The sequence below is a fragment of the Bradyrhizobium sp. 132 genome, from assembly GCF_023074185.1.
Taxonomy (GTDB): domain Bacteria; phylum Pseudomonadota; class Alphaproteobacteria; order Rhizobiales; family Xanthobacteraceae; genus Bradyrhizobium.
Window position 1 is genome coordinate 340259 of sequence record NZ_JADPKY010000132.1, and the last position, 23819, is coordinate 364077.

General features: G+C 64.4%; 22 protein-coding genes. 11 read left to right on the forward strand and 11 right to left on the reverse strand.

Annotated features, from left to right (window positions below; translation table 11 throughout):
- The first annotated feature begins 36 nt into the window (after positions 1 to 36).
- From IVA74_RS29525 to IVA74_RS29560, 8 genes are all read left to right on the forward strand, one after another.
- On the forward strand, positions 37 to 2166 hold the full coding sequence (locus tag IVA74_RS29525; protein ID WP_247350014.1) for an acetate--CoA ligase family protein: 2130 nt from the start codon (positions 37 to 39) through the stop codon (positions 2164 to 2166).
- Between the two features lie 57 nt (positions 2167 to 2223).
- Positions 2224 to 3069 (forward strand): IclR family transcriptional regulator, encoded by an 846-nt coding sequence (locus IVA74_RS29530; RefSeq protein ID WP_247350017.1) that lies wholly within the window; start codon positions 2224 to 2226, stop codon positions 3067 to 3069.
- A gap of 108 nt (positions 3070 to 3177) precedes the next feature.
- Positions 3178 to 3969: an NYN domain-containing protein gene (locus tag IVA74_RS29535; RefSeq protein ID WP_247350018.1), complete on the forward strand. Its 792-nt coding sequence runs from the start codon at positions 3178 to 3180 to the stop codon at positions 3967 to 3969.
- 84 nt (positions 3970 to 4053) lie between these two features.
- A complete protein-coding gene (locus tag IVA74_RS29540; protein ID WP_247350020.1) occupies positions 4054 to 5856 on the forward strand; it encodes an adenine deaminase C-terminal domain-containing protein in 1803 nt (600 codons plus the stop codon).
- A gap of 152 nt (positions 5857 to 6008) precedes the next feature.
- Complete coding sequence (gcl, locus tag IVA74_RS29545) at positions 6009 to 7799, forward strand: glyoxylate carboligase (protein WP_247350022.1); 1791 nt, start codon at positions 6009 to 6011, stop codon at positions 7797 to 7799.
- 11 nt (positions 7800 to 7810) lie between these two features.
- The gene (hyi, locus tag IVA74_RS29550) at positions 7811 to 8596 is read left to right on the forward strand and encodes a hydroxypyruvate isomerase (RefSeq protein WP_247350025.1); all 786 of its coding nucleotides are present in this window, start codon (positions 7811 to 7813) and stop codon (positions 8594 to 8596) included.
- 12 nt (positions 8597 to 8608) lie between these two features.
- Complete coding sequence (locus IVA74_RS29555) at positions 8609 to 9511, forward strand: 2-hydroxy-3-oxopropionate reductase (RefSeq protein WP_247350026.1); 903 nt, start codon at positions 8609 to 8611, stop codon at positions 9509 to 9511.
- 98 nt (positions 9512 to 9609) lie between these two features.
- Complete coding sequence (locus IVA74_RS29560) at positions 9610 to 9993, forward strand: DUF1236 domain-containing protein (protein ID WP_247350027.1); 384 nt, start codon at positions 9610 to 9612, stop codon at positions 9991 to 9993.
- Positions 9994 to 10035: 42 nt separating this feature from the next.
- On the opposite strand, the gene IVA74_RS29565 is transcribed toward IVA74_RS29560, so the two are convergent.
- From IVA74_RS29565 to IVA74_RS29575, 3 genes are all read right to left on the reverse strand, one after another.
- A complete protein-coding gene (locus IVA74_RS29565) occupies positions 10036 to 10413 on the reverse strand; it encodes a VanZ family protein (protein WP_247350029.1) in 378 nt (125 codons plus the stop codon).
- Positions 10414 to 10489: 76 nt separating this feature from the next.
- Positions 10490 to 11092, reverse strand: coding sequence for a thiamine pyrophosphate-dependent enzyme (locus IVA74_RS29570; RefSeq protein WP_247350031.1), 603 nt, complete (start codon positions 11090 to 11092; stop codon positions 10490 to 10492).
- Between the two features lie 11 nt (positions 11093 to 11103).
- Positions 11104 to 11670, reverse strand: a complete 567-nt coding sequence (locus IVA74_RS29575; RefSeq protein ID WP_247350033.1) for a thiamine pyrophosphate-binding protein — start codon at positions 11668 to 11670, stop codon at positions 11104 to 11106.
- 265 nt (positions 11671 to 11935) lie between these two features.
- On the opposite strand from IVA74_RS29575, the gene IVA74_RS29580 reads away from it, so the two are divergent.
- Together IVA74_RS29580 and IVA74_RS29585 are read left to right on the forward strand one after the other, a co-directional pair.
- Positions 11936 to 12985 (forward strand): hydroxyacid dehydrogenase, encoded by a 1050-nt coding sequence (locus IVA74_RS29580; RefSeq protein WP_247350037.1) that lies wholly within the window; start codon positions 11936 to 11938, stop codon positions 12983 to 12985.
- Between the two features lie 133 nt (positions 12986 to 13118).
- Positions 13119 to 13331: a hypothetical protein gene (locus tag IVA74_RS29585; protein ID WP_247350040.1), complete on the forward strand. Its 213-nt coding sequence runs from the start codon at positions 13119 to 13121 to the stop codon at positions 13329 to 13331.
- 37 nt (positions 13332 to 13368) lie between these two features.
- On the opposite strand, the gene IVA74_RS29590 is transcribed toward IVA74_RS29585, so the two are convergent.
- From IVA74_RS29590 to IVA74_RS29605, 4 genes are all read right to left on the reverse strand, one after another.
- Positions 13369 to 15570: a xanthine dehydrogenase family protein molybdopterin-binding subunit gene (locus IVA74_RS29590; protein WP_247350042.1), complete on the reverse strand. Its 2202-nt coding sequence runs from the start codon at positions 15568 to 15570 to the stop codon at positions 13369 to 13371.
- A gap of 7 nt (positions 15571 to 15577) precedes the next feature.
- The gene (locus IVA74_RS29595) at positions 15578 to 16594 is read right to left on the reverse strand and encodes a xanthine dehydrogenase family protein subunit M (RefSeq protein WP_247350044.1); all 1017 of its coding nucleotides are present in this window, start codon (positions 16592 to 16594) and stop codon (positions 15578 to 15580) included.
- Entirely contained in the window at positions 16591 to 17082 is a 492-nt protein-coding gene (locus IVA74_RS29600; RefSeq protein WP_247350046.1) for a (2Fe-2S)-binding protein, read from the reverse strand. The genes IVA74_RS29595 and IVA74_RS29600 overlap by 4 nt, the downstream gene beginning before the upstream one ends.
- A 138-nt stretch (positions 17083 to 17220) precedes the next feature.
- On the reverse strand, positions 17221 to 17700 hold the full coding sequence (locus tag IVA74_RS29605; RefSeq protein WP_247350047.1) for an Lrp/AsnC family transcriptional regulator: 480 nt from the start codon (positions 17698 to 17700) through the stop codon (positions 17221 to 17223).
- Between the two features lie 133 nt (positions 17701 to 17833).
- Between IVA74_RS29605 and ald the strand changes: the two genes are divergently transcribed.
- The gene (gene ald, locus IVA74_RS29610) at positions 17834 to 18949 is read left to right on the forward strand and encodes an alanine dehydrogenase (protein WP_247350048.1); all 1116 of its coding nucleotides are present in this window, start codon (positions 17834 to 17836) and stop codon (positions 18947 to 18949) included.
- A 9-nt stretch (positions 18950 to 18958) separates the two neighbouring features.
- On the opposite strand, the gene IVA74_RS29615 is transcribed toward ald, so the two are convergent.
- Genes IVA74_RS29615 through IVA74_RS29630 form a run of 4 tightly spaced genes read right to left on the reverse strand, consistent with a single transcriptional unit; the run spans position 18959 to position 23663 of the window.
- A complete protein-coding gene (locus IVA74_RS29615; protein ID WP_247350050.1) occupies positions 18959 to 19594 on the reverse strand; it encodes a DsbA family protein in 636 nt (211 codons plus the stop codon).
- 21 nt (positions 19595 to 19615) lie between these two features.
- A complete protein-coding gene (locus IVA74_RS29620) occupies positions 19616 to 21529 on the reverse strand; it encodes an NAD(P)/FAD-dependent oxidoreductase (protein ID WP_247350052.1) in 1914 nt (637 codons plus the stop codon).
- On the reverse strand, positions 21526 to 22173 hold the full coding sequence (locus tag IVA74_RS29625) for a TetR/AcrR family transcriptional regulator (RefSeq protein WP_247350053.1): 648 nt from the start codon (positions 22171 to 22173) through the stop codon (positions 21526 to 21528). The genes IVA74_RS29620 and IVA74_RS29625 overlap by 4 nt, the downstream gene beginning before the upstream one ends.
- On the reverse strand, positions 22170 to 23663 hold the full coding sequence (locus IVA74_RS29630) for an AMP-binding protein (protein ID WP_247350054.1): 1494 nt from the start codon (positions 23661 to 23663) through the stop codon (positions 22170 to 22172). The genes IVA74_RS29625 and IVA74_RS29630 overlap by 4 nt, the downstream gene beginning before the upstream one ends.
- Between the last annotated feature and the right edge of the window lie 156 nt (positions 23664 to 23819).

Consider the following 23819-nt stretch of genomic DNA (forward strand, 5'->3'; position numbering starts at 1 on the left):
GCTTTGAGAAAGAACTAAGGTCCAGGGAGAAGCCACATGTCCAATTCCAAAGATGCCGTCCGCAAGGTGCTTGACCAGGTCAAGGCGGACAACCGCACCAGCCTGACCGCGCCGGAAGGCAAGCTGGTCTGCGACGCCTACGGCATTCCGGTGCCGAAGGAGGGCGTGGCGAAGTCGGCCGGCGAGGCTGGCAAGATGGCCTCGTCCATGGGCTTCCCGGTGGTGATGAAGATCGTCTCGCCGGACATTCTCCACAAGACCGAAGCCGGCGGCGTCATCGTCGGCCTCAAGACGGCCGAAGACGCCGAGAAGGCCTACGACACCATTCTCGGCAACGCCAAGAAGTACAAATCCGATGCCAAGATCGAGGGCGTCCAGGTGCAGCAGATGCTGGCCGGCGGCACCGAAGTGATCGTCGGGTCGATCACCGACGCTTCGTTCGGCAAGCTGGTTGCCTTCGGCCTTGGCGGCGTGCTGGTCGAGGTCCTGAAGGACATCACCTTCCGCCTGGCGCCCGCGACCAAGCAAGACGCGCTGTCGATGCTCGACGGCATCCAGGCGCATGAGATTTTGAAGGGCGTTCGCGGCGGCGAGCCGGTGAACCGCACGGCGCTTGCGGATATCATCGTCAAGGTCTCGCAGCTCGTCACTGATTTCCCCGAGATGGTCGAGCTCGATCTCAACCCGGTGTTCGCGACGGCAAAGGACGCGATCGCCGCCGACGTCCGCATCGTCGTCGATTTCGCTTACGTGCCCAAGCCGAAGCCGCGCCCGACCGAAGAGATCGTCGCGGCCATGAGCCGCATCATGCAGCCGAAGGCGGTTGCCGTGGTCGGTGCCTCGGCCGAAGACGGCAAGATCGGCAATTCCGTGATGAAGAACCTCATCAACGGCGGCTACAAGGGCGACATCTACCCGATCCATCCCAAGGCCGCCGAAATCCTCGGCTACAAGGCGTATAAGAGCGTCAAGGACGTGCCGGGCGTGATCGACACCGCGGTGTTCGCGATTCCCGCGAAGTTCGTGGCCGCGGCGCTGACCGAATGCGGCGAGAAGAAAATTCCCGGCGCGGTTCTGATTCCGTCGGGCTTCGCGGAAGCCGGCGCGCCGGAGCTCCAGGCCGAGATCGTCGAGGTCGGCAAGAAATACGACATCCGCCTGATGGGGCCGAACATCTACGGCTTCTACTACACGCCGGCCAATCTCTGCGCGACCTTCTGCACCGCCTACGACGTCAAGGGCCACGCGGCGCTGTCATCGCAGTCGGGTGGCATCGGCATGGCCATCATCGGTTTTTCGCGCTCGGCAAAAATGGGTGTGTCGGCCATCGTCGGTCTCGGCAACAAGTCCGATATCGACGAGGACGATCTGCTCGCCTTCTTCGAGCAGGATCCGAACACCAACCTGATTGCGCAGCACTGCGAGGATCTCAAGGACGGCCGCGCCTTTGCCGAAGCCGCAAAACGCGTCTCCAAGAAGAAGCCTGTCATCGTGCTCAAGGCCGGCCGCACCTCCGCCGGTGCGAAGGCAGCCTCGTCGCACACCGGCGCGCTCGCCGGCAACGACAAGATCTACGAGGACGTCCTGGCGCAGTCCGGCGTGATCCGCGCCCGCTCGCTGCGGCAGCTGCTCGAGTTCGCGCGCGGCGTGCCGGTGCTGCCGACGCCCAAGGGCGAGAACGTCCTGATCATCACCGGTGCAGGCGGCTCGGGCGTGCTGCTGTCGGACTCCTGCGTCGACAACGGCCTGTCGCTGATGTCGATGCCGCCGGATCTCGATGCGGCCTTCCGCAAGTTCATCCCGCCGTTCGGCGCGGCCGGAAATCCTGTGGACATCACCGGTGGCGAGCCGCCGATCACCTACGTCAACACGGTCAAGCTCGGCCTGACGGACGAGCGCATCCATTCGCTGATCCTCGGCTACTGGCACACTATCGTCACGCCGCCGATGGTGTTCGCCCGTAACATGGTCGAGGTGAAGAAGGAGATGGAGGCGAAGGGTTTTGTGAAGCCGATCGTCGCCTCGCTCGCCGGCGACGTCGAGGTCGAGGAAGCCGCCGAATATCTCTACCAGAACGGCATCCCGGCCTATGCCTATTCGACCGAACTGCCGGTCGAGGTCCTGGGCGCCAAGTACAAATGGGCGCGCGGGGCAGGGCTGCTCTGACACGAGGACTTTCACCTCTCTCCGCACGCGGAGAGAGGTGACAATTGTCAGGTCGCGATGGGCAAGAACGTGATCCGGCGCAAATCGCTCGAGCCTCGATCGTCGGAGGCAGACCACGACGCGCGCGACGGCGGTGTGCAGTCCGTCGGCCGCGCGCTGTCGATCCTCGAGACGCTGGCCGAGGACGACGAAGGCTATCGCCTCAGCGATCTCGCCGTCCGCACCGGCCTGTCGGCCTCAACCGTGCACCGCCTGCTGGCGACGCTGGAAAGCCGCCGCTTCGTGCAATTCGACCGCGCCGAATCCAAATGGCATGTCGGTGTGCGCAGCTTCACGGTCGGCGCGAGCTTTGCCCGACGGCGCAATTTCAGCGCCCAGGCCATTCCCTATTTGCGCAAGCTGCGCGATCTCACCCGCGAGACCGCCAATCTCGCCGTCGTCGACGACGAGTTCATCATCGTGCTGACCCGGATGGAGAGCCGCGAGATCATGCGCTCGCTGACCAAGGTCGGCGGTCGCGTCGCCATGGTGACATCGGGTGTCGGCAAGGCGGTGCTTGCGACCTACTCCGACGAGGACGTCAGTGCCGTCATCCGCCATCACGGCATGCCACGCCTGACCGAGAAATCCATCGTGCGACCGAGCGATCTGTTCAGGGAGCTCGCGACCATCCGCAAGCAGGGTTTTGCAGTGGATGATGAAGAGGCCGAGATGGGTCTGCGCTGCGTCGCAGCCGTGGTCTACAGCCCCAGCGCCGAGCCGCTCGCCGCGATCTCGGTGTCCGGCTTGACCAGCCGCGTCACCGACGGCCGGCTGCCCGAGATCGGCCGCGTGGTGCGGGACGTCGCGGCGGAACTGACGGCAGCGCTTGGCGGCGTGATGCCGGCGGCAAAGCCGGGTTGAGCCAGGCCTGCGCTCCATCGCCACCTTGCGGGAGAAATCAGCTCTGGCGGCAAGAGCCCCGACATCGGTATATCCGTCCACCGTTGTCGCGTCCTTTTGGGGAAAGTCATGCCGTCAGAGCTCCGTTCGCCCCGTCTCGCCGTCCTGATTGATGCCGACAATGCTTCGGCCAAGATCGCGGATGGACTGTTCGAGGAGATCGCCAAGATCGGCGAGGCCAGCGTCCGCCGTATCTACGGCGATTTCTCCAATGCCAGGTCCAGGGGCTGGGCCGACATCCTGTCGAAACACGCCATCATCCCGCAGCAGCAATTCGCCTATACGACGGGAAAGAATGCATCCGACATAACGCTGGTCATCGACGCGATGGACCTGCTTCACAGCGGCCGGTTCGATGGCTTCTGCCTGGTGTCGTCCGACAGCGACTTTACCCGTCTTGCCGCCCGTATCCGCGAGCAGGGCGTCGATGTCTTTGGGTTCGGCGAGCAGAAGACGCCGGAAAGCTTCCGGCAGGCCTGCCGAAGGTTCGTCTATACGGAGAACCTGCTTCCCGCCCCCGCGAACACGCAGGATGCGGCGGCGAGGTCAGCGCCACTTCAGCCGCCCGATGGGGCAACCCCCATCATCAAGAGGGTCATCACCCAGATGGAGAGCGAAGACGGCTGGGTCACGCTCGGAGAGGTCGGGCGGCAGCTTGCCAATCTGGCGTCCGATTTCGATCCGAGGACGTTCGGTTTCCGCAAGCTGAGTGACCTCGTGCGGAAGACAAACTCCTTCGAGATCGATGAGCCGAAGGGGCGGTCGATGCGGATTCGGGTCAAGCCTGCTGCCGCACCACCGTCGAAAACGCGGAACCCGCGCAGAAGGTCAGGGACGGCAGGCGTTCCACCCAAGGCGTAAGCAGGCGTGCTGTTATATTTGAGCTTGCCCGGTCTGGCTCAGGGCGTAACCATCGCGGGGCCGTAACATCCCGCGAGAGCGCTCATGACAAAACTCACCCGCTTTGCCGTCGCGCCGCTGCACGCGATGACGCGGCGTCTGGCCGATGTCGCCTCCGCGCGGGTCGCGCCCGATCTCGTCATATCAGGTGCGCGGGTGCTCTCGACCTATTCCGAGCGCATCCACGCGAACCGCGAGGTCTGGATTACCGGGGGGCGCATTGCGGCGGTGAAGCCGGCGGGTGCTGCGAAGCGATTCTTCGGCAACGTGCCGCTGTACGACGCCGCCGGCGGCATCATCGCGCCCGGCCTGGTCGATCCGCACATCCACATCGAATCCTCGATGGTGACGGCCTGCGCCTATGCCGAGGCGGCACTGCTCAACGGCACCACCACGATCTTCTGCGACAGCCACGAGATCGGCAACGTCATGGACGTCGCCGGCGTTGAGGCCATGTTGGAGGACGCGCGCGAAGCCCCGCTTTCGATCTTCCTGACGGTGCCGAGCACGGTACCGGCCACCTCGGCCGCACTGGAGACTGCGGGCGGCGACCTCACGCCGGACAAGATCGCCGGCCTGTTCGACCGCTGGCCGGAAGCAGTCGGGCTCGGCGAGAAGATGGATTTTGTGCCTGTTACCATGGGCGATGAACGCAGCCACGCCATCCTCGCCGCCGCCCTGAAGCGCGGGCGACCGGTGTCCGGCCATGTCTATGGCCGCGAATTCGTCGCGGCCTATGCGGCATCCGGCGTCACCGACACCCATGAGGCGATCGACCGCGACATCGCCGACGATTTGCTCGATGCCGGCGTCTGGGTGTTTTTGCGTGGCGGCCCGCCGACCACGCCATGGCACTCGCTGCCGCAGGCGATCCGCACCATCACCGAGCTCGGCGCCTCGCACAAGCGCACCGCCGTGTGCACCGATGACCGCGACGCCGATGATCTGCTGCTGTTCGGCCTCGACTGGGTGGTGCGGGAGGCGGTGAAGGCGGGAATGTCGCCCGAGCAGGCCTGGTCAATGGGGTCGCTGCATGGTGCGACGCGCTTTGGCATCGATGGCGATATCGGCGGGTTCGGCGGCGGCCGCCGCGCCGATCTGGTGTTGGTAGACGACAATCTCAGGCCGCAATGCACCTGGTACGGTGGCGAACTCGTGGTCGAGCACCGTAAGATCACGCCGAAGCTCGATCAGGCGCTGTCGCAGCGTTATCAATATCCGAAGGCGGCATATGCGACCGTGAAGCTGCCCGAGAAGGTCAAGTTGACGCCGGAGTTGCCGGCGAAAGCCTGTACCGTCAACGCGATCAAGACCGCGCTGCCCGGCATCACGCTGATCCATGAGAAGATCGCGATCGAGCCCGCAAAAGACTGGCCGTCGCTGTTTGCGCGCTACGGCCTGTGCTTCGTTACGGTGGTCGAGCGCCACGGCAAATCGGCCGGCAACGTCGCCTATGGCTTGCTGAAGGATTTTGGCCTGAAGCGCGGGGCGGTAGCCTCCAGCGTCGGGCACGACAGCCACAACATCATCGTTGCCGGAACCAACGAGGCCGATATGCAGGCGGCGATATCGGCCATCAAGGCACAGCACGGCGCCGTCTGTGTCGTCGCCGACGGCAAGGTGAGGGCGCTGGTGCCGCTGCCAATCGCCGGGCTCTTGTCCGACAAGCGCGTCACGGAGGTGGCCGAGGAGGTCAAAGCTCTGAAGAAGGAATGGGCGGAGGCCGGCTGCACCATCCCCTACATGGGCTTCAATTTGATTCCGCTATCGGTCATTCCGGAAATTCGCCTCACCGACAAGGGTCTCGTGCTGGTGCCGCAGATGGAGCTGGCGCCGCTGTTCGAGTGAGCGCTTTCACGCGTTTCTCGACCTAACCGATTGAGACCGCCGCGTTTTTTCCGCGGCTGCCGCATCGTGGAAAATAAAATCGAACTCGTTGAGATCGTATCCTGCGCGCCCGATGATCTCGCTCAGCCAAATGCAACCGAGCGAGGTCCGATATGGCGAAAATGCGAGCCATCGATGCTGCCGTGCGAATTCTGGAGAAGGAAGGCATCTCGACTGCCTTCGGCGTTCCCGGGGCCGCGATCAATCCGCTCTACTCGGCGCTGAAGAAGCGCGGTTCGATCCGCCATATCCTGGCGCGGCATGTCGAGGGTGCCTCGCACATGGCCGAGGGCTACACGCGGGCCAAGGCCGGCAACATCGGCGTCTGCATCGGAACCTCGGGGCCGGCGGGCACCGACATGATCACCGGGCTTTATTCGGCGATCGCCGATTCCATCCCGATCCTCTGCATCACCGGACAGGCGCCACGGGCGCGGCTCTACAAGGAAGATTTCCAGGCCGTCGACATCGAGTCGATCGCAAAGCCCGTAACGAAATGGGCGGTGACCGTGCGCGAGCCCGCGCTGGTGCCCCGCGTGTTCAGCCAGGCTTTTCACGTGATGCGCTCCGGCCGCCCGGGGCCGGTGCTGATCGACATGCCGCTCGACGTGCAACTCGCCGAGATCGAGTTCGACGACGAGACCTACGAGCCACTGCCGGTCTACAAGCCCACCGCGACGCGCAAGCAGGTCGAGAAGGCGCTGGAGATGCTCAACGCCGCCGAGCGGCCGCTGATCGTGGCGGGCGGTGGCGTCATCAATGCGGACGCCTCCGACCTGCTGGTCGAGTTTGCCGAGATCGCGAATGTTCCGGTGGTGCCGACGCTGATGGGGTGGGGGGCGATCCCCGACGACCACGTGCTGATGGCCGGCATGGTCGGCCTTCAGACCAGCCATCGTTACGGCAACGCCACGATGCTCGAATCCGATTTCGTGCTCGGCATCGGCAACCGCTGGGCCAACCGTCACACCGGCTCGGTCGAGACCTACACCAAGGGTCGCACCTTCGTGCATGTCGACATCGAGCCGACCCAGATCGGGCGCGTGTTCAATCCCGATCTCGGCATCGTCTCGGATGCGAAGGCCGCGCTCGAACTGTTCGTCACCGTCGCCAGGGAGTGGCGCCGGTCAGGCAGGTTGCGCGAGCGCCAGGCGTGGCCCGCGGCCTGCCGCGATCGCAAGAAGACGATGCTGCGCAAGAGCCATTTCGACAACGTCCCGATCAAGCCCCAGCGCGTCTACGAGGAGATGACCAAGGCGTTTGGCCGTGACACCTGCTACGTTTCGGTGATCGGCCTGTCGCAAATCGCCGGCGCGCAGTTCCTCGGCGTTTACAAGCCGCGTAACTGGATCAATGCCGGGCAGGCGGGGCCGCTCGGCTGGACGCTGCCCGCCGCCCTCGGCGTGCGCGCGGCGTGTCCGGATCGCGACATCGTCGCGCTCTCCGGCGACTACGATTTCCAGTTCCTGATCGAGGAGCTCGCGGTCGGCGCGCAGTTCAATCTGCCCTACATCCACGTCGTCGTGAACAATTCCTATCTCGGGCTGATCCGCCAGGCCCAGCGTGGCTTCGACATGGACTATCACGTCCAGCTCTCCTTCGATAACATCAACGCGCCCGAGCTCGGTGGCTACGGCGTCGATCACGTCGCGGTCGCCGAAGGCCTCGGTTGCAAGGCGATTCGCGTCACCGATCCCAAGGATTCGCAGGCCGCGTTCGCGACCGCGCGCGAATGGATGGCGAAGTACCGCGTGCCCGTGATGGTCGAGTTCATCCTCGAACGCGTCACCAACATCGCGATGGGCACGGAGATCGACAACATCGTCGAGTTCGAGGAGGTGCTGGATCTGCCGCTCGACGAGGTCGAGAGCGCGCGGTCCGGCGTGCTGCAGCCGGCGGAATAGGGAACAGCATCATGCCGAAATTCGCCGCCAACCTCACCATGCTCTTCAACGAGATGCCGTTCGTGGACCGCTTCGCTGCGGCCAAGGCGGCGGGCTTCTCCGGGGTCGAATATCTCTTTCCCTATGATTTCGACAAGGCGCTTTTGCGCGAGCAGCTCGACAGCCATGGGCTGACGCAGGTGCTGCACAATCTGCCGGCCGGCAACTGGGCCGCAGGCGAGCGCGGCATCGCGATCCTGCCCGATCGCGTCGCCGAATTCCGCGACGGCGTGTTTCGCGCCATCGACCATGCCAAGGCGCTCGATTGCGAGCAGCTCAACTGCCTCGTCGGCATCGCGCCAGTGGACGCCGATCCGCGCGAGCTGAACGAGACGCTGGTCGGGAATTTGCGCTTCGCGGCCTCGACGCTGGCGCGGGAGAACATCAAGCTGCTGGTCGAGCCGATCAACACGCTCGACATTCCCGGCTTCTTCCTCAACGGCACCGAGCAGGCCGTGCAGCTCATCTCGGAGGTGCGGTCGAACAATCTGTTCGTCCAGTACGACATCTATCACATGCAGATCATGGAGGGTGACCTCGCCCGTACCATGCAGGAATATCTCCCCCAGATCGCCCACATCCAGCTCGCCGACAATCCCGGCCGCCACGAACCGGGCACCGGCGAGATCAACTATCCCTTCCTGTTCCGCCATCTCGACGCGATCGGTTATCGTGGCTGGGTCGGCTGTGAGTACAAGCCGCGCACCACGACGCTGGAAGGCCTGTCCTGGCATGCGGCGCAGACATTCGAGACCTGAGGAAATTTGGACATGATCGACATCGGCTTCATCGGACTTGGCACCATGGGACGACCGATGGCCGGCCATCTTCTGGCCGCAGGACATCGCGTTCTCCTGCATGACGTCGCGCCTGTCGCGGCGGAGCTGATCGCGGCTGGCGGCGTTGCCTGCAAGTCGAGCAAGGAGGTCGCAGAGGAGGCGGATGCCGTCATCATCATGGTGCCCGATACGCCGCATGTGGAAGCCGTGCTGTTCGGCACGGACGGCGTCGCGAGCGGCATCTCCAAGGGCAAGATCGTGGTCGACATGAGCTCGATCTCGCCGCTGGCGACCAAGGAGTTCGCAAAGAGGATCGAGGCGCTCGGCGCGGATTATCTCGACGCACCGGTTTCGGGCGGGGAGGTCGGTGCCAGGGCGGCAAGCCTCACCATCATGGTCGGCGGGCCCGAGCGTGCCTTCAGCGCCATGAAGCCGATCTTCGATCGCATGGGAAAGAACGTCACCCGGGTCGGCGCCAATGGCGACGGCCAGACAACGAAGGTCGCCAACCAGATCATCGTTGCGTTGACGATCGAGGCGGTGAGCGAAGCGCTGCTGTTCGCGTCGAAAGCCGGCGCCGATCCGGCACTGGTGCGGCAGGCCCTGATGGGCGGCTTTGCCTCGTCGCGGATACTCGAAGTGCATGGCGAGCGCATGGTGAAGCGCAATTTCGATCCCGGTTTCCGCATCGAGCTGCACCAGAAGGATCTCAACCTCGCGCTTGAAGGCGCTCGCGCGCTCGGCCTGTCGTTGCCGAGCACGGCGGTGGCGCAGCAATTGTTCTCGTCCTGCACCGCGCATGGCGGCAAGGGCTGGGATCACTCGGCGATGGTGCGGGCGCTGGAACTGATGGCTGGCCACGAGATCGCCGCGGCCCGAACTGTTACGGGGTAATCATCTCCGGATCTGGCGCGTCTTTCGCCACGGGGAACCGGAACAATGCTCCGGCCCCGCGGTTGAAGGCGCACAACAATCACTGGAGACATCAGGACATGAAAACCCGTCTTGCGATTTCGTTGGCTGCCGCGTCGCTGCTGGCGTCGAGCGCAGCCTTTGCTCAGTCGACGACCGCCGAGGGCGCCGCGAACGGTGCACGTGCGGGCGGCGACATCGGCGGCCCGGTTGGCGCGATGGTCGGCGGCACCGTCGGTGCAGCGGTCGGTGCCGGTCTGGAAATTCCGAATGCGATCCTGGGCGGAATCCCGCGTAGCGATTCCGTCGTCGTCGAGGATCGCGTCGTTGTCGGCGAGCCGTTGCCGCCGACCGTTGTGCTGCGCCCCGTTCCGAACTACACCGAGTATCGCTATGCAGTCGTCAACGATCGCCGCGTGATCGTCGAGCCGCGCACACGCCGCGTCGTCAAGATCATCGACTGATCGATCAGAGTCTAGGCTTGAACAGTTGGGCCCTGCGGAGCGTCACTCCGCGGGGCCTTCGCTCGTCAGAGCCGAATTGGCGCGGAAGCGCGTCATGACCCAATCGACGGCGGCCGCGAGCGCAAACCCGATGCAGGCCGTGCCGGCATCGACCAAAAAATCCTCCAGCCGCGCATGCCGCCCCGGCGCCCAGAATTGCATCAGTTCGAGCACGCCGATCAGAATCACCGCCACGGCAGCCACGGCCCAGCGACGGTTCCGGTAAGCCAGGCCGAAGGCCAATCCGACGAGAACAAAGGCGAGGGCATGCTCGCCGTCCTGGCCGAGGTCGGAATGGGGCCGCAGGCCGGGCGGGCCGAGCGTTGCGAAAGTGACGGCGGCTGCGAGCAGCCACGCAAAAAAGCGGATGAAAATGGACATACGCCCCGCTTAGCATGGATTTGCCGCGCCTGCAGTGAGGCAGGGATCAGATCGCCGTGTGGTTAATGACGAAACGTTAAAGTGCCTCGCGCACGCCAAGGCCGTGCATGAAGCGTTCCCGGATCTGCACGGGATCGCGCCGGGTGGCGCCGACGCCCGGCTTGTCGTCGATGCGGACGGCGATCAGGCTCGGCCCGGAGGCCGCCATAGCTTCCTCGACCAGCCGCTCGAAATCCTCTTCGTCCGCGGCCCAGGCGCTGTTGGCAAGCCCCGAGCCGGTGGCGATGGCGACGATGTCAGCCACGTTCGCGGCCGGTGTCGGCTGCGCGCCGGTGATCTGGTAGATGCCGTTGTCCATCACGATCATGATGAGGTTCTCAGGCTTCAACGCCGCAATCGTCGAGAGCGCGCCGAGCTGCATCAGCAGCGAGCCGTCGCCTTCGAGTGCAAAGACGTGCCGGTCCGGCTGCGCCAGCGCCACCCCCAGCGCGATCGGAAAGGCAAGCCCCATGCTGCCGAGCATGTAGAAATTCTGCGGACGGTGGCCGGCGGCCCAGAGATCGAAATTGGTGTTGCCGATGCCGCCGATCACGGCTTCCTCGCGCTTGAGTTTCGCGATCAGGCGCGAGGTGACGTCGAAGCGGTTCATCACTTTGGTGTTGCGCGCGTCTGTATTCATTTGGGCCGGCCTCACTTGTCGAAAGTCTTGCCGCCCGTGAGCAGCGGGTTGAGGATCAGCGCCACCGGCGCCTGTGTCGTGATGGCCTGCTTGATCGAACGGTCGGCGATGAATTCGAGCTCGTCGAGCCGGGTGATGGTGTGATGCTCGAGCGCCAGCGAATCCAGCACCGGACGCATGGTGCGGCAGACCAGCGACTGGCCGTAGTTGAACTCGCCGAGCGTGCCGCGCTCGGACACGAACATGATCAGCGGGATCTGGTAGGGCACCGCGAGCGAGGCCAGCACGTTGGCGAGCGTGGCAAAGCCGGAGGTCTGCATCAGCACCGCAGCCCGCCGTCCGCCCATCCATGCGCCCGAGACGATGCCGACGGCTTCCTCCTCACGGGCGGTGGCAAAGGTGGTGAAGAAGGGATCGGCGTGCAGGTTCTTGATCAGCGGCGTCAGCACGCGGTCGGGCACGTAAGGGATGAGGCTGATCTCGTTCCGCTTCAGGGTTTGCAGGACGATGCCGTGCCAGCTCTTGTCACTGGAGGTCTGCACCGCCTCGGATGAGGTATGTTGCTCCGCAATCGCCATTGCGTTCTCCCTTCAGCCGCGCATGCTTCTTGGTCTTGGCCATTGCCTTAGGCGTCGTCTTGGCCGTCGCGGCGGTATCCCGAACTTGACGCGGCGGGCGGGATTGTCAACATGTCCGGACTGCACCGTGATCTGCGCCAGACGGCCTGCCGCGACCGGTACCGACGTGTCATAAGCGGCATAACAAGAGAACGGAGGAACGCATGACAGGAGCGCGCGCTGCGCTGGCCCTGCGTATCTCCTGGAGAGAGCCGGAAGGGTCCTGATGTCCGTCAACAGCAAGCGTGTCTTCTACGTCAAATATCTGGCCAATCCGATTTATATCGACATCCTGAAGGCGCGGCCCGACGTCCGGCTCGATCGCATCGAGAACGAAAGCTCCGAGGATTTCTACGCGCCGATCCTGAGCGCGGCCCATGTCTACCAGATCGGGGCTGCTCGCGATGAACTCGCGACGCATTTCCATGTTGACGCCGCCTTCCTGAAGCGTACGCCGAACCTCCTGCTCGTTTCCAGCAACGGCGCGGGCTTCGATCCTGTCGACGCCGAAGCGTGCACCGATGCGGGCGTGCTCGTCGTCAACCAGTCCGGCGGCAACGCGCATTCGGTCGCCGAGCATGCGCTGGCGATGATGCTGACGCTGTCCAAGCGCATCATCCAGTCCGACCGCAAGCTTCGCAGGGAGCCCAACGTCAATCGCAACGAACTCGTCGGTAACGAGGTCGAGCACAAGACCGTCGGCATCATCGGGCTCGGCAATGTCGGCCGCCGCATCGCCGCGCTGTGCAAGGGCCTGCTCGGCATGAAGGTGCTGGCCTATGATCCGTATCTCACGGCCGAGGTGATGTCCGAGCGAGGCGGGGAGAAGGTCGAACTCGACGAGCTGCTGCGCCGCGCCGATTTCGTTTCGATCTCCTGTCCCCTCAACAAGGGCAGCCGCAACTTGATCAGCGTGCGCGAGTTCGCGCTGATGCAGCCGCATGCGTATTTTGTCACCACGGCCCGGGGCTTCATTCACGACGAGGACGCGCTGCTCCAGGCGTTGCGCGACAAGCGCATCGCGGGTGCCGGCCTCGACGTCTGGTCCAAGGAGCCGCCGCCGCCGGAGCATCCGCTGCTGCAGTTCGACAACGTGCTGGCGAGCCCGCATACCGCAGGCGTCACGATCGAGGCGCGCCAGAACATGGGCCGCATCGCCGCCGAGCAGGTGCTGGACACGCTCGACGGCAAACGCCCGCCGCGCATCATCAATCCCGAGGTTTGGCCGCGCTATGCCGAGCGCTTCAAGCAGGCGTTCGGGGTAACGCCGGGGTAGGGTTAGGAGCTTGCCATTCCGGGGCAGCGTGGAACCGCCTACCGGCCTTGATGCGCGTCAAATTCTCCCTCCCTCATTCAGGCTAAATGGTATTAGAGTGTCGCCGGGGCTGGCCGTGGCAGCAGGAGGTCCCATGTCAACTTATGTCGTCAGATTCATGAAGGACGTGCTCGGCCAGTACGGCCGGCAGATCGAGGTGTGCCAGGGCTCGCTCGAGATCGACGCCACCGACGAGAACGAGGCCAGGGAGCGGGCGAAGGCGAGGTTTTGCAAGGACCAGGCCTTGCACCACTGGTCGCTGCATGCCGACCGCATCCAGGTCAGGCCGGCTGACTTTCCGTCGTGAGGTCTAGCGGCCGGCTCCGAGCGACCGCTGCAACGTCTCAGTCGAGCACTTTGTCCAATGTAATCGGGAAGCGGCGGATGCGTTTGCCGGTGGCGTGATAGACGGCGTTCGCGATCGCGGCGGGGACGCCGACGATGCCGATCTCGCCCAGTCCCTTGATGCCGAGCGCGTTGATGTGCGCGTCCGGCTCGTCGACGAAGATCACGTCGATGTCGTGAACATCCGCATTCACCGGGATGTGGTACTCGGCGATGTTCGCGTTCATGATCCGGCCGAAGCGGTGGTCCATCACCGTCTCCTCGTGCAGGGCCATCCCGATCCCCCAGACCACGCCGCCCATGATCTGGCTGCGGCCGGTCTTGGTGTTGAGAATCCGCCCGGCCGCGATTGCGCTCACGACCCGCGTGACGCGGATGACGCCAAGCAATTCGTCCACCTTGACCTCGGCAAAGACGGCCGAATGGGTATTGCGTGCGTGCTTCTTGTCCTCACCGAACTGGTTGAGCTTTTCCTTCTCGATACGTTCGACGCCGCCATGGCGCATCGCGTCGGCGATCGAGACCGCACGGCGGTTGTCGCTGGCCCTGGCAATGCTGCCGTCGGTCAGCACCGTATCGGCCAACTCGGCGCCGGCGAGCGGCGAGCCATGAATTTTCCCGGCCAAGCGCAACAGCTCCTTGCGCACCTCTTCAGCGGCTGCGAGCACCGCATGCGCGCTCGATGCGGCCATCCAGGAGCCGCCCTCGACCGGCGCCTGCGGCAGAGTGGAATCGGCAAGCCGGACGCTGATGTTCTCGATCGGCAGGCCGAGCGCATCGGCCGCGACCTGCGCCACGATGGTGTAGGTACCGGTGCCGATGTCGGATGCGGCGCAGGACACTTCGGCATGTCCGTTCGACGTCAGCACGATGCGCACCGCGACCGGCATCTGCAACGCTTCCCACACGCCCGTCGCCATGCCCCAGCCGACCAGCTCTTTGCCATCGCGCATCGAGCGCGGCGCAGGATTGCGTCTGCTCCAGCCGAAGGCGTCCGCGCCGCGCGCATAGCATTCGCGCAACTGCTTGCTCGTGTAGGGGAGGTTTTCGCTCTGGTCGCGATCCGAATAGCACTTCAGCCGCAGTTCGATCGGGTCGAGCTTGAGCGCGACGGAGAGCTCGTCCATGGCGCATTCGAGGGCGCAGACGCCCGACGCCGCGCCCGGTGCGCGCATGTCGCAGGGGGTCGAGACGTCGAGGTGGACGAGCTTGTGGGAGAAACGGCTGTTCGGGCTGCTGTAGAGCTGTTCTGCCCAGCCGGTGTCATTGCGTGCGAAATCCTCGTAGCGGGAGGTGACGGCAATCGCCTCGTGCGTGACTGCATCGAGCGTACCGTCGGATTTTGCGCCGAGGCCGACGCGCTCGATCGTCATCGGCCGGTAGCCGAGCCCGTACATCTGCTGCCGCGTCAGCACGACGCGAACAGACCGCTTCAGTGCGAGCGCGCCAAGCGTTGCCAGCACCACCTGGTATTGCGGCCGCAAGCCGGAGCCGAAGGCGCCGCCGACATAAGGCGAGGCCACGCGAATGTCATCCGGCTTCTTGTCGAACACGCCGCAGAGAAATTTGTGGACGTTTTGAACGCCCTGCGTCTTGTCGTAGATCGTGAGCTTGCCATTGCTGTCCCAGATCGCCGTGGTCGCATAGAGCTCCATCGGGTTGTGATGCTCTGTTGGAATCACGTACTCCGCCTCGTGGCGCACGCGGGCTTGGGCAAGAGTTGCTGCGGCGTCGCCGCGCGGCTTATGCGGCTTGTCCATCTCGGCAGCCTTGCCGCGCTCGCCCTCGAGGTCGGTCGCAAAGCCGCGCTGCTCATACTCGACCCGCACCAGTGTGGCCGCGAATTTCGCGGTTTCCCAGTCCTCCGCCACGACCAACGCAATCGGCTGGCCGTTGAACTTGACCGTGTCGTCGTAGAGTGGACGGAAAGGCGAACCCTCCGGTGCAACCTCGTCCCTCCACGCCTCGTCCTTGTCGGCGAGCGGCGGACGGTTCGCATGCGTAAGCACGTCGAGCACGCCCTTGACCTGCAGCGCCGCACTGGTGTCGAGGCGGGCAATGCGCCCGCATGGAATGGTGGCCTCGACGACGAAGCCATGGAGGAGTCCGTCGGCCGGGAATTCGCCGGCGTATTTGGCGGCGCCGGTGACTTTGGCCCGGCCGTCGACACGCGACGTTGGCGTTCCGATATAGGCGTTCATCGGTCCCTCACGCGATCTTCTTGTGGGCCTGGGATTGCGGCGTGGCATTCGCCGCCTGTGTCAGCGTCCGCACGATGGCGCGGCGTGCGAGCTCGACCTTGAAGCCGTTATGTGAGCGGGTCGTAGCTCCCTGGAGCAAGAGATCCGCGGCGCGCGAGAAATGATCGGGCGTCGCGGCCTGGCCGCGCAACGCCGCTTCGGCTTCGAGGCTGCGCCAGGGCTTGTGAGCCACGCCGCCGAGCGCCATCCGTGCCCCGCTGATCGCGTTGCCTTCCAGTTCGAGCGCGGCAGCGACCGAGACCAGAGCAAAAGCATAGGACATCCGGTCGCGAATTTTCAGATAGCTGTAGTTTTGAGCGAAGCCGCGGGCCGGGAGCTCGATTCCCGTGATGATCTCGCTGGTACCGAGATTGGTGTCGACATGAGGCGTGTCGCCGGGAAGCCGGTGGAAATCGGTCAGCGCGATGGTGCGCTCGCCGGAGCGGCCTGCGATGTGCACCAGCGCCCCAAGTGCAGCCAGCGCCACGCTCATGTCGGACGGGTTGGTCGCGATGCAGGCGGCGCTCGTACCGAGGATCGCATGGTTGCGATTGAGGCCGTCCATTGCCGAGCAGCCGCTGCTGGGACGTCGCTTGTTGCAGGGCGTGGCCGTGTCATAGAAATAGACGCAGCGCGTTCGCTGCATCAGATTGCCTCCGACCGACGCCATGTTGCGCAGTTGCGCCGAGGCACCGGCCAGGATGGCGCTGGCGAGCAGAGGATAGCGCTGCTCGATCAACGGGTGGTAGGCGAGGTCCGAGTTCGGCACCAGGGCGCCAATGCGCAAGGACCCGTCCGCCGTCTCCTCGACCTTGCGGAGCGGCAGGCGGGAAATGTCAATCAGCCGGGAGGGGCGCTCGACATTCTCTTTCATCAGGTCGATCAGATTGGTGCCGCCGGCAATCAGTTTGGCGCCGGGATCGGCGGCGAGCAGGCGGATCGCGTCGGCAACGTCCGTGGCTCGGGCATACTGGAAGTTGTTCATGGCTGGCCCATTGCCTGTTGGATGGCGGCGAGGATGTTCGGATAGGCGCCGCAGCGGCAGAGATTCCCGCTCATCAGCTCCCGGATCTCGTCGGCATCCCGGGCACGGCCTTCGACGAGCAGTCCGGCCGCCGAACAGATCTGTCCCGGCGTGCAATAGCCGCACTGGAAGGCGTCATGGTCGATGAAAGCCTGTTGCAGGGGATGCAGCGTACCGTCCTTGGCAAGACCTTCGACGGTCGTGATCTCCGCGCCGTCATTCATGACGGCGAGCGTGAGGCAGGAATTGACGCGCCGGCCGTCCACCAGCACCGTGCAGGCGCCGCACTGACCATGGTCGCACCCCTTCTTGGTGCCGCTCAACGCAAGATGGTCCCGCAAGGCGTCGAGCAACGTGGTCCAGGGCACGAGATCAAGCGTGTGACTGACGCCGTTGACGACAAGATGGATCGGAATGCGTTCGGGAATCTGATGCGTGAGATCGCCCATGTCCTGCTCCCTGCGACGGCGACGATGCCGGACGTCAGTCGTGTTGACGCGGGGGACGCCTCCGCCGGCCAATAGCGCCCAACGGACCACCGGCCGGTTGGTTCCTTGGCGGCAGTTCGCCTTCCCGAGAGGCCGCAGTCAGCGCTTTGCTTCCCCGAACACCACATTCGGCACCGCGCGGTTGACGACCTCGCGCAGTGCGAAGCTCGATTGTACCCGTGCTACGCGCGGCAGGCGCGACAACTCGGTGCGGTGGATACGTTCGAAATCCTGGATGTCGCGGGCGAGCACGATCAGGATGTAGTCGTCGGTCCCCGACATCAGGAAGCAGCGCACCACGGAGGGGCATTTCACCACCTCCGCCTCGAACGCCTTCAACGCCTCGTCGCTCTGGCTTTCCAGCGCGATACGAACCAGCACCGTGGTGGTGAGGCCGAATTGGGCGAGGTCGAGCGCGGCCTGATAGGCCTGGATGTAGCCGTCGTCCTCCAGCGCCTTCTGCCGCCGTGCCAGCGCGGTGCTGGACATGCCGACCTTGTTGGCGAGCTCGGTGTGGCTGGCCCGCGCATTGGTGGTGAGTTCCGCGAGGATGGCGAGATCTTTCCGGTCGAGGGCCAAGGTTTCGTTTCCAGCGTGAAAGGGCGTTTGCGCGCCGGAAACCGGCGCGGGGAAGCCAAAGCTAGCGGATATTTGCACGAAACCAAACCGGCCCCGTCGCTACGATCAGGAGGTGAATCAAAAGGAGCCCAGGATGCGTGTCGGTGTGCCCAAGGAGATCAAGGTGCAGGAATATCGCGTCGGGCTCACCCCGGGCGTGGTCCGCGAATATATCGCCGCCGGGCACCAGGTGACGGTCGAGACCGGCGCGGGCGGCGGCATCGGCGCGCCTGACGAGGTTTATCGGCGGGCAGGGGCCATCATTGCCGAGAGCGCTCGCGACATCTTCGCGAAGTCCGACATGATCGTGAAGGTGAAGGAGCCGCAGAAGAGCGAATGGGCCCAGCTTCGCGAAAGCCAGATCCTGTTTGCTTACCTCCATCTCGCGCCGGATCCCGAACAAGCCAAAGGTTTGCTCGCCTCCGGCTGTACTGCGATCGCCTATGAAACCGTCACCGACGCGGCCGGTCACCTCCCCCTGCTTGCGCCGATGAGCGAAGTCGCCGGCCGCCTTGCCATAGAGGCTGCCGGCGCCGCGCTCAAAAGCTCGGCCGGCGGCCGCGGGCTGCTGCTGGGCGGTGTTCCCGGCGTGCAGCCGGCAAGGGTCGTCGTGCTCGGCGGCGGGGTGGTGGGAACGCAGGCTGCGCGCATGGCCGCAGGGCTCGGTGCCGAGGTCACGGTGATCGACCGCTCGATTCCACGGTTGCGCGAACTTGACGATCTCTTTGCCGGGCGCGTGCGCACCCGGTTCTCGACCATCGAGTCGGTCGAGGAGGAGGTGTTCGCCGCGGACGTCGTGATCGGCGCGGTGCTGCTGCCGGGCGCCAGCGCACCAAAGCTCGTCACGCGTGCGATGCTGACATCGATGCGGCCGGGCGCCGTGCTGGTCGACGTCGCGATCGATCAGGGTGGCTGCTTCGAGACCTCGCACCCGACGACACATGCAGAACCAACTTATGTGGTCGACGGCATCGTGCATTATTGCGTCGCCAACATGCCCGGCGCGGTGCCGGTGACGTCAAGCCACGCGCTCAACAACGCGACGCTACCGTTCGGCTTGATGCTTGCGAACAAGGGCTTTGCCGCGGTGCTGGAAAATCCACATCTGCGCAACGGACTGAATGTGCATCGCGGCCGCATCACCAACAAGGCCGTGGCGGAAAGCCTCGGGCTGGAGTTTGCTCCGGTGGAGAGCGGACTGGCGGCGTAGCGTTGCTGCTCATACCGGCTTGCGATGGCGGCTGCCGAGCGCGGCTTCGATCGTCTCGGGCTTCTCGATGCGTTCGATCAGCATGTCGATGCGGTCGCCGCCCCAAAACAGCTCGCCGTTGAACACCATGGTTGGAACGCCAAACACGCCGAGCGCCTCGGCCTCGTCGATGATGCGGTCATGCTCGGCGCGCGCGGAGCCGTGGACGTAGGCTTCGAATTCGCTCGCCGAGCCGCCGCACGATCTGATGACGTCAGTGATTGCGGCGAGGTCGTCGATTTCGAATTCATGGCTCCAGAAACGGCGAAACACCGTGTCGTGATACGGACGGAAGAAGCCGTGCGCCTGTGCGAACAGCATGCCGACGCTGGAATGGAAAGCGTCGTAAATCCGTCGGGGCCCTTTCATGACAAGCCCTTGCGCATTGGCATAGCGCCGCGCGTCCATATAGGCGTAGCGCACCTTGCGCCAGAAATGCGGCGTGCGCTCTTCGACCGTTCCCATGAATTCGGCGACGCGCAGCGTGTAGGGCCGCCATTCGAGCTCGACGCCGTGCGTCTCCTCAAGCTCGAACAGACGCTTGTTGGCCACGAACGCGTAGGGGCTCTTGTAATCGGTGTAGACGCGCACGCGTGGCTTCGGCATGGCCAACTCCCTCCCTTAAGCTCACGCCTTCGTCAGTCTGTACTGCCGCAGATCAGGATCATGCGTCATGCGCCAGTAGTCGACGAAGCGCCAGGGCATTGCGGAAAACACGCGGCCGCTCGAATTGCGATAGTAGGTGTTCATGCCGGGATGAGTCCAGATCATCGTCTCGTGCTCGGCATCGACCTTCCGGACGTAGTCGTCCAGCACGTCCTTGCGGACGTCGATCGCTGCGACGTCGTGCTCGATCATGTCGGCGAGGCAGGCGGAGATGTAGCGGCTCTGACATTCCGACTGGAAGATGACGCTGCCGCCATGCGCGGGACCGGAATTCGGGCCCAGCATGCAGAAGAAGTTTGGGAAATCGGGCACCGTGAGGCCGAGAAACGCGGTCGGATTGTCGTTGCCCCAGGCCTCGCGCAAATCCTTGCCGTTGCGGCCGCTGATGTTGAGGCGCGCGGCCATCTCCGTGACCTTGAAGCCGGTCGCGACCACGATGACGTCGGCGGGGCGATGCTTGCCGTCCGCGGTGACGATGCCGCCCTGGTCGAAATGATCGATCGCGTCGGTGACAAGCTCCACGTTCGGCCGCGTCAAGGTCTTGAACCAGTTGTTGTCGAGCAGGATGCGCTTGCCATAGGGCGGATAGGTCGGGACGCATTTTTCGATCAGGTCCGGCCGGTCCTTCAATTCCGATCGGATGAAGTCGGTCAGCTCCTGGCGGTGCCGGTCGTTGCCCTTGTTGACGGCGCGCTCAGGATGCGGCCAGGCCGGGTCCTTGCGCAGGAACGGCAGCAGACCGTCGCCGTAACGCCAGAACATGTTGAAGCGGTACCATTGCACATAGAACGGCAGATGCGCGAGCAGCCAGCGCGCGCCTTCGCTGATCGGATCGGCATAGCCCTGCACCGGCCGCGCCCATTGCGCACTGCGCTGGTAGACGGTGACCGAGGCAACGCGGCCGGCAATCGCCGGCACGAGCTGCATCGATGTCGCGCCGGTACCGATCACGGTGACATGCTTGCCGTCGATGTTGGTATCGCTGGACCACAGCGCGGAATGCAGGATCGTTCCCTTGAAGTCTTCCTCGCCCTCGAAACGGGCGCGTGAGGGATCGTTGAGCTGGCCGATCGCACTCACCAGCGCAGTGGATTCGAAGGTTTCGGCGCCATTCTCAGTCCTGAGGGTCGAGATCCAGCGCCGCTTGCCTTCGTCCCAGCGCGACGACGTCAGCTCGGTGTTGACGCGCAGATGCTTGCGGATGCCATATTCGTCCGCGACCTTGAGCAGATATCCGTGCAGCTCCTCGCGCTGGCAGAAGTAGCGGGTCCATGCATTGCCCGAGCCGAAGGAGTAGGAATAGGAGTGGTTCGGTGTGTCGACACCGCAGCCGGGATAGCGATTGATCCACCAGGTGCCGCCGAGCTCCTCGTTCTTCTCGACGATGGTGTAGGGTATGCCGAGATGGCCGAGCGCGACGCCGAGTGCGATGGCGCAGACGCCGGCACCGACGATCAGCACATGCTGCTCGGCCAGTTTTTCGTCTGAAGGGCGCTTGGTCGTCCATCGCGCCTCGCGCGGCACAAAACCCATCTCCTCGCGCATCAGGGGTGCGTATTCCGGCGAGACATTCTCGCCGAGACAGGCGCGCATCATCTTGAGCAGCAGTTTATCACCGGGATCGGTGATGACAGGCTCGGGTGGGCCATCGGCAAAGAGCTTGACGACCGCGGCGCGGATTTCGTCCTGGACTTCTCTGGGCACGCCGGCCTCGGGATCGGGGATGAGGCGGATGTCGCGCTTGGGCAGATAGGGCGGCTCCAGCCAGCGCTCGTCGCCGGTCATGTGCACGAGCACCATCAGCAGGCAGCGGACGTCGCCTTCTTCAATCGTCGAGGTGAGGTCGAGCGCCTTGTGCGGAGATTCGATGTTCATGGCGTGTCCTGATCTCCGGATGCAATGAAGAGGCCGCGCGTCATCAGCTTGCGATAGGCGGAGATGACGTGCTCGGGTACGGCGGTGACGCCATCGGCGGAATAGGAGTAGCGCCGGCTGAGATAGCCACGCGAGCCCATCAGCATGTGGACGATGGCCTCGAACTCCTCGTCGCTGTAATTCTCGATGGCGCCTGAGCGTCGCGCGCGACGCAAAATGCGGACATAGGCGACCGAGATGTTGTCGAGATGCTTCTGGTAACCGGGAGGTGCGAAGAACTCGGCCTCGTTGAGGATGCGCAAAAATTCCGGCACTTCGCGGATGAAGTCGAAGAATGCTGAGAAGCGCTCGATCTCCTGCCGTGCCGCATCCGCCGTGCCGGTGCGGGCGCGGATGAACTCGACCATGTCGAGGCCGATCTTGGGCAGCAGCTGGTCGAGCAGCTCCTGACGGTTCTCGAAATGATTGTAGAAGGTGCCTTGCGCGACGCCGGCCTGCTCGGTGATGCGGGCCACGGAGGCCTCGGCATAGCCATGCTTGCCGACGACTTTTGTGGCGGCCTCGAAGATCTTCTGCTTGGTCCAGGCGTTGCGCTCGACGCGGTTGAGTTTTGTGACTTTCTCGCTGGCGGGGCCTTGCGTCATGCCACGGTCTCCAGTTCGGCGCGCAGCACGCGCTTGAGAATCTTTCCGGACGGGTTGCGGGGCAGGCTGCCGCGGATGATGAGCTGTTTCGGCACCTTGAAGCTCGCCAGCCGCGTGCGGCAGTGCTCGGTGAGGGCAGGGAGTTCGAGGCTCGCGCCGTCAGCCAGCACGACGATGGCGACCGGCCGCTCGCCCCAGCGCGCATCGCGCAGGCCGATCACCGCGACCTCGCGCACCTCAGGCAAATCGTAGATGACGCGCTCGACCTCGGAGGAGGCGATGTTCTCGCCGCCGGAGATGATCATGTCCTTCTTGCGGTCGGTCAGATACAGAAAGCCATCGTCGTCGAGATAACCGACGTCGCCGCTGCGGAACCAGTCGCCGAAGAAGGCGGACGCCGTCTTCTCCGGATCCTTCCAATAGCCGCGCGTGATTTTTGGCCCGCGCAGGCAGATCTCGCCGTTCACGTTCGGCGGCAGCGTCCTGCCATCCTCATCGCGGATCTCGATCTCGACATGAGCAATGGCGCGCCCGGTGGAGCCGATTTTTTCGATCTCGCGGCCGGCTTCCATGAAAGTGTCGCCGCCCACGGTTTCGGTCAGGCCATAGGCGTCGATGTAGCGCGCATTGCGGAAGAACTCCGCGAAGGCGCGGATGCGCAGTTCCGGTGTCTTCTCGCCGCCGCCGATCGCCCATTTCAGGCTCGACACATCATAGCGCTCACGGGTGGGGCAGGTGAGCATCGCAGTGGTCATCACAGGCGCGAACCAGGCGGCGTTGAGCTTGTCCTCCGCGATCGCGGCAAGCGCGCTTTCCGGCTCGAAGTTGCGTTCAATCATGATGAAGCCGCCATGCCAGAGCACGGCGATGCCGGGCAAATCGAGCGCGCCGACGTGATAGAGCGGGCCGACGATCAGAAGTCGCGTCTCCGCGCTCAAGGACAGCGCGATCGTCTGGTCGGCGGACTTCCAGTAGAAATTGTCGTAACTGATCATCACGCCCTTGGGACGGTCGGTGGTGCCCGAGGTGTACATCAGCCGCATCAGATCTGACGGCTGGCGGACGTGCATCGGGGCGGGCGGCGCTTCCCCTGCGAGGCGCATCACGCTCTGCTGCGCGGCGTCGTCGAGTACGACTAAGGTTGCACCAGCTGCGTTCGCAGCCAGCTCTTCGTCGGCAATCAGCAGCCGCGCGCCGGCATTGCCGGCGATGTAGCCGACCTCGTCGCGCGAGAGGCGGAAGTTGATCGGCAAAAACACCGCGCCGAGATGGCTGGTGGCGAAGACCAATTCCAGGAATGCCGCGCTGTTCTTCATCAGCACGGCCACGATATCGCCGGCGCCGATGCCTCGTGCCGCGAGCCAGCCAGCGACCTTCCCGACGCGCGCGTCGAAGTCCGCGTAGGAAATCTCCTCGCCGCGATATTTCAGCGCAGGCCGGTCCGGCGTGCGCCGGGCATGAAAGGCGATGAAGCTCGACAGGTTGATCATTGCGCGGATTTTGGGCCGATTTCCGGCGCCGTTTCCTCTTTGATGAATTCTGACTCATAATTCATCTTTGGCTTGACGTCACCCCCTCCCTCTGAAATCCTTGGGAACACGGAGACGAGACGATCTCCGGCAGGGATCAGGACACGCCGACCCGAC

Coding starts and splice junctions, on each gene's coding strand:
- IVA74_RS29525 (WP_247350014.1), top strand. CDS start 37: ATGTCCAATTCCAAAGATGCCGTCCGCAAGGTGCTTGACCAGGTCAAG.
- IVA74_RS29530 (WP_247350017.1), top strand. CDS start 2,224: ATGGGCAAGAACGTGATCCGGCGCAAATCGCTCGAGCCTCGATCGTCG.
- IVA74_RS29535 (WP_247350018.1), top strand. CDS start 3,178: ATGCCGTCAGAGCTCCGTTCGCCCCGTCTCGCCGTCCTGATTGATGCC.
- IVA74_RS29540 (WP_247350020.1), top strand. CDS start 4,054: ATGACAAAACTCACCCGCTTTGCCGTCGCGCCGCTGCACGCGATGACG.
- gcl (WP_247350022.1), top strand. CDS start 6,009: ATGGCGAAAATGCGAGCCATCGATGCTGCCGTGCGAATTCTGGAGAAG.
- hyi (WP_247350025.1), top strand. CDS start 7,811: ATGCCGAAATTCGCCGCCAACCTCACCATGCTCTTCAACGAGATGCCG.
- IVA74_RS29555 (WP_247350026.1), top strand. CDS start 8,609: ATGATCGACATCGGCTTCATCGGACTTGGCACCATGGGACGACCGATG.
- IVA74_RS29560 (WP_247350027.1), top strand. CDS start 9,610: ATGAAAACCCGTCTTGCGATTTCGTTGGCTGCCGCGTCGCTGCTGGCG.
- IVA74_RS29565 (WP_247350029.1), bottom strand. CDS start 10,413: ATGTCCATTTTCATCCGCTTTTTTGCGTGGCTGCTCGCAGCCGCCGTC.
- IVA74_RS29570 (WP_247350031.1), bottom strand. CDS start 11,092: ATGAATACAGACGCGCGCAACACCAAAGTGATGAACCGCTTCGACGTC.
- IVA74_RS29575 (WP_247350033.1), bottom strand. CDS start 11,670: ATGGCGATTGCGGAGCAACATACCTCATCCGAGGCGGTGCAGACCTCC.
- IVA74_RS29580 (WP_247350037.1), top strand. CDS start 11,936: ATGTCCGTCAACAGCAAGCGTGTCTTCTACGTCAAATATCTGGCCAAT.
- IVA74_RS29585 (WP_247350040.1), top strand. CDS start 13,119: ATGTCAACTTATGTCGTCAGATTCATGAAGGACGTGCTCGGCCAGTAC.
- IVA74_RS29590 (WP_247350042.1), bottom strand. CDS start 15,570: ATGAACGCCTATATCGGAACGCCAACGTCGCGTGTCGACGGCCGGGCC.
- IVA74_RS29595 (WP_247350044.1), bottom strand. CDS start 16,594: ATGAACAACTTCCAGTATGCCCGAGCCACGGACGTTGCCGACGCGATC.
- IVA74_RS29600 (WP_247350046.1), bottom strand. CDS start 17,082: ATGGGCGATCTCACGCATCAGATTCCCGAACGCATTCCGATCCATCTT.
- ald (WP_247350048.1), top strand. CDS start 17,834: ATGCGTGTCGGTGTGCCCAAGGAGATCAAGGTGCAGGAATATCGCGTC.
- IVA74_RS29615 (WP_247350050.1), bottom strand. CDS start 19,594: ATGCCGAAGCCACGCGTGCGCGTCTACACCGATTACAAGAGCCCCTAC.
- IVA74_RS29620 (WP_247350052.1), bottom strand. CDS start 21,529: ATGAACATCGAATCTCCGCACAAGGCGCTCGACCTCACCTCGACGATT.
- IVA74_RS29625 (WP_247350053.1), bottom strand. CDS start 22,173: ATGACGCAAGGCCCCGCCAGCGAGAAAGTCACAAAACTCAACCGCGTC.
- IVA74_RS29630 (WP_247350054.1), bottom strand. CDS start 23,663: ATGATCAACCTGTCGAGCTTCATCGCCTTTCATGCCCGGCGCACGCCG.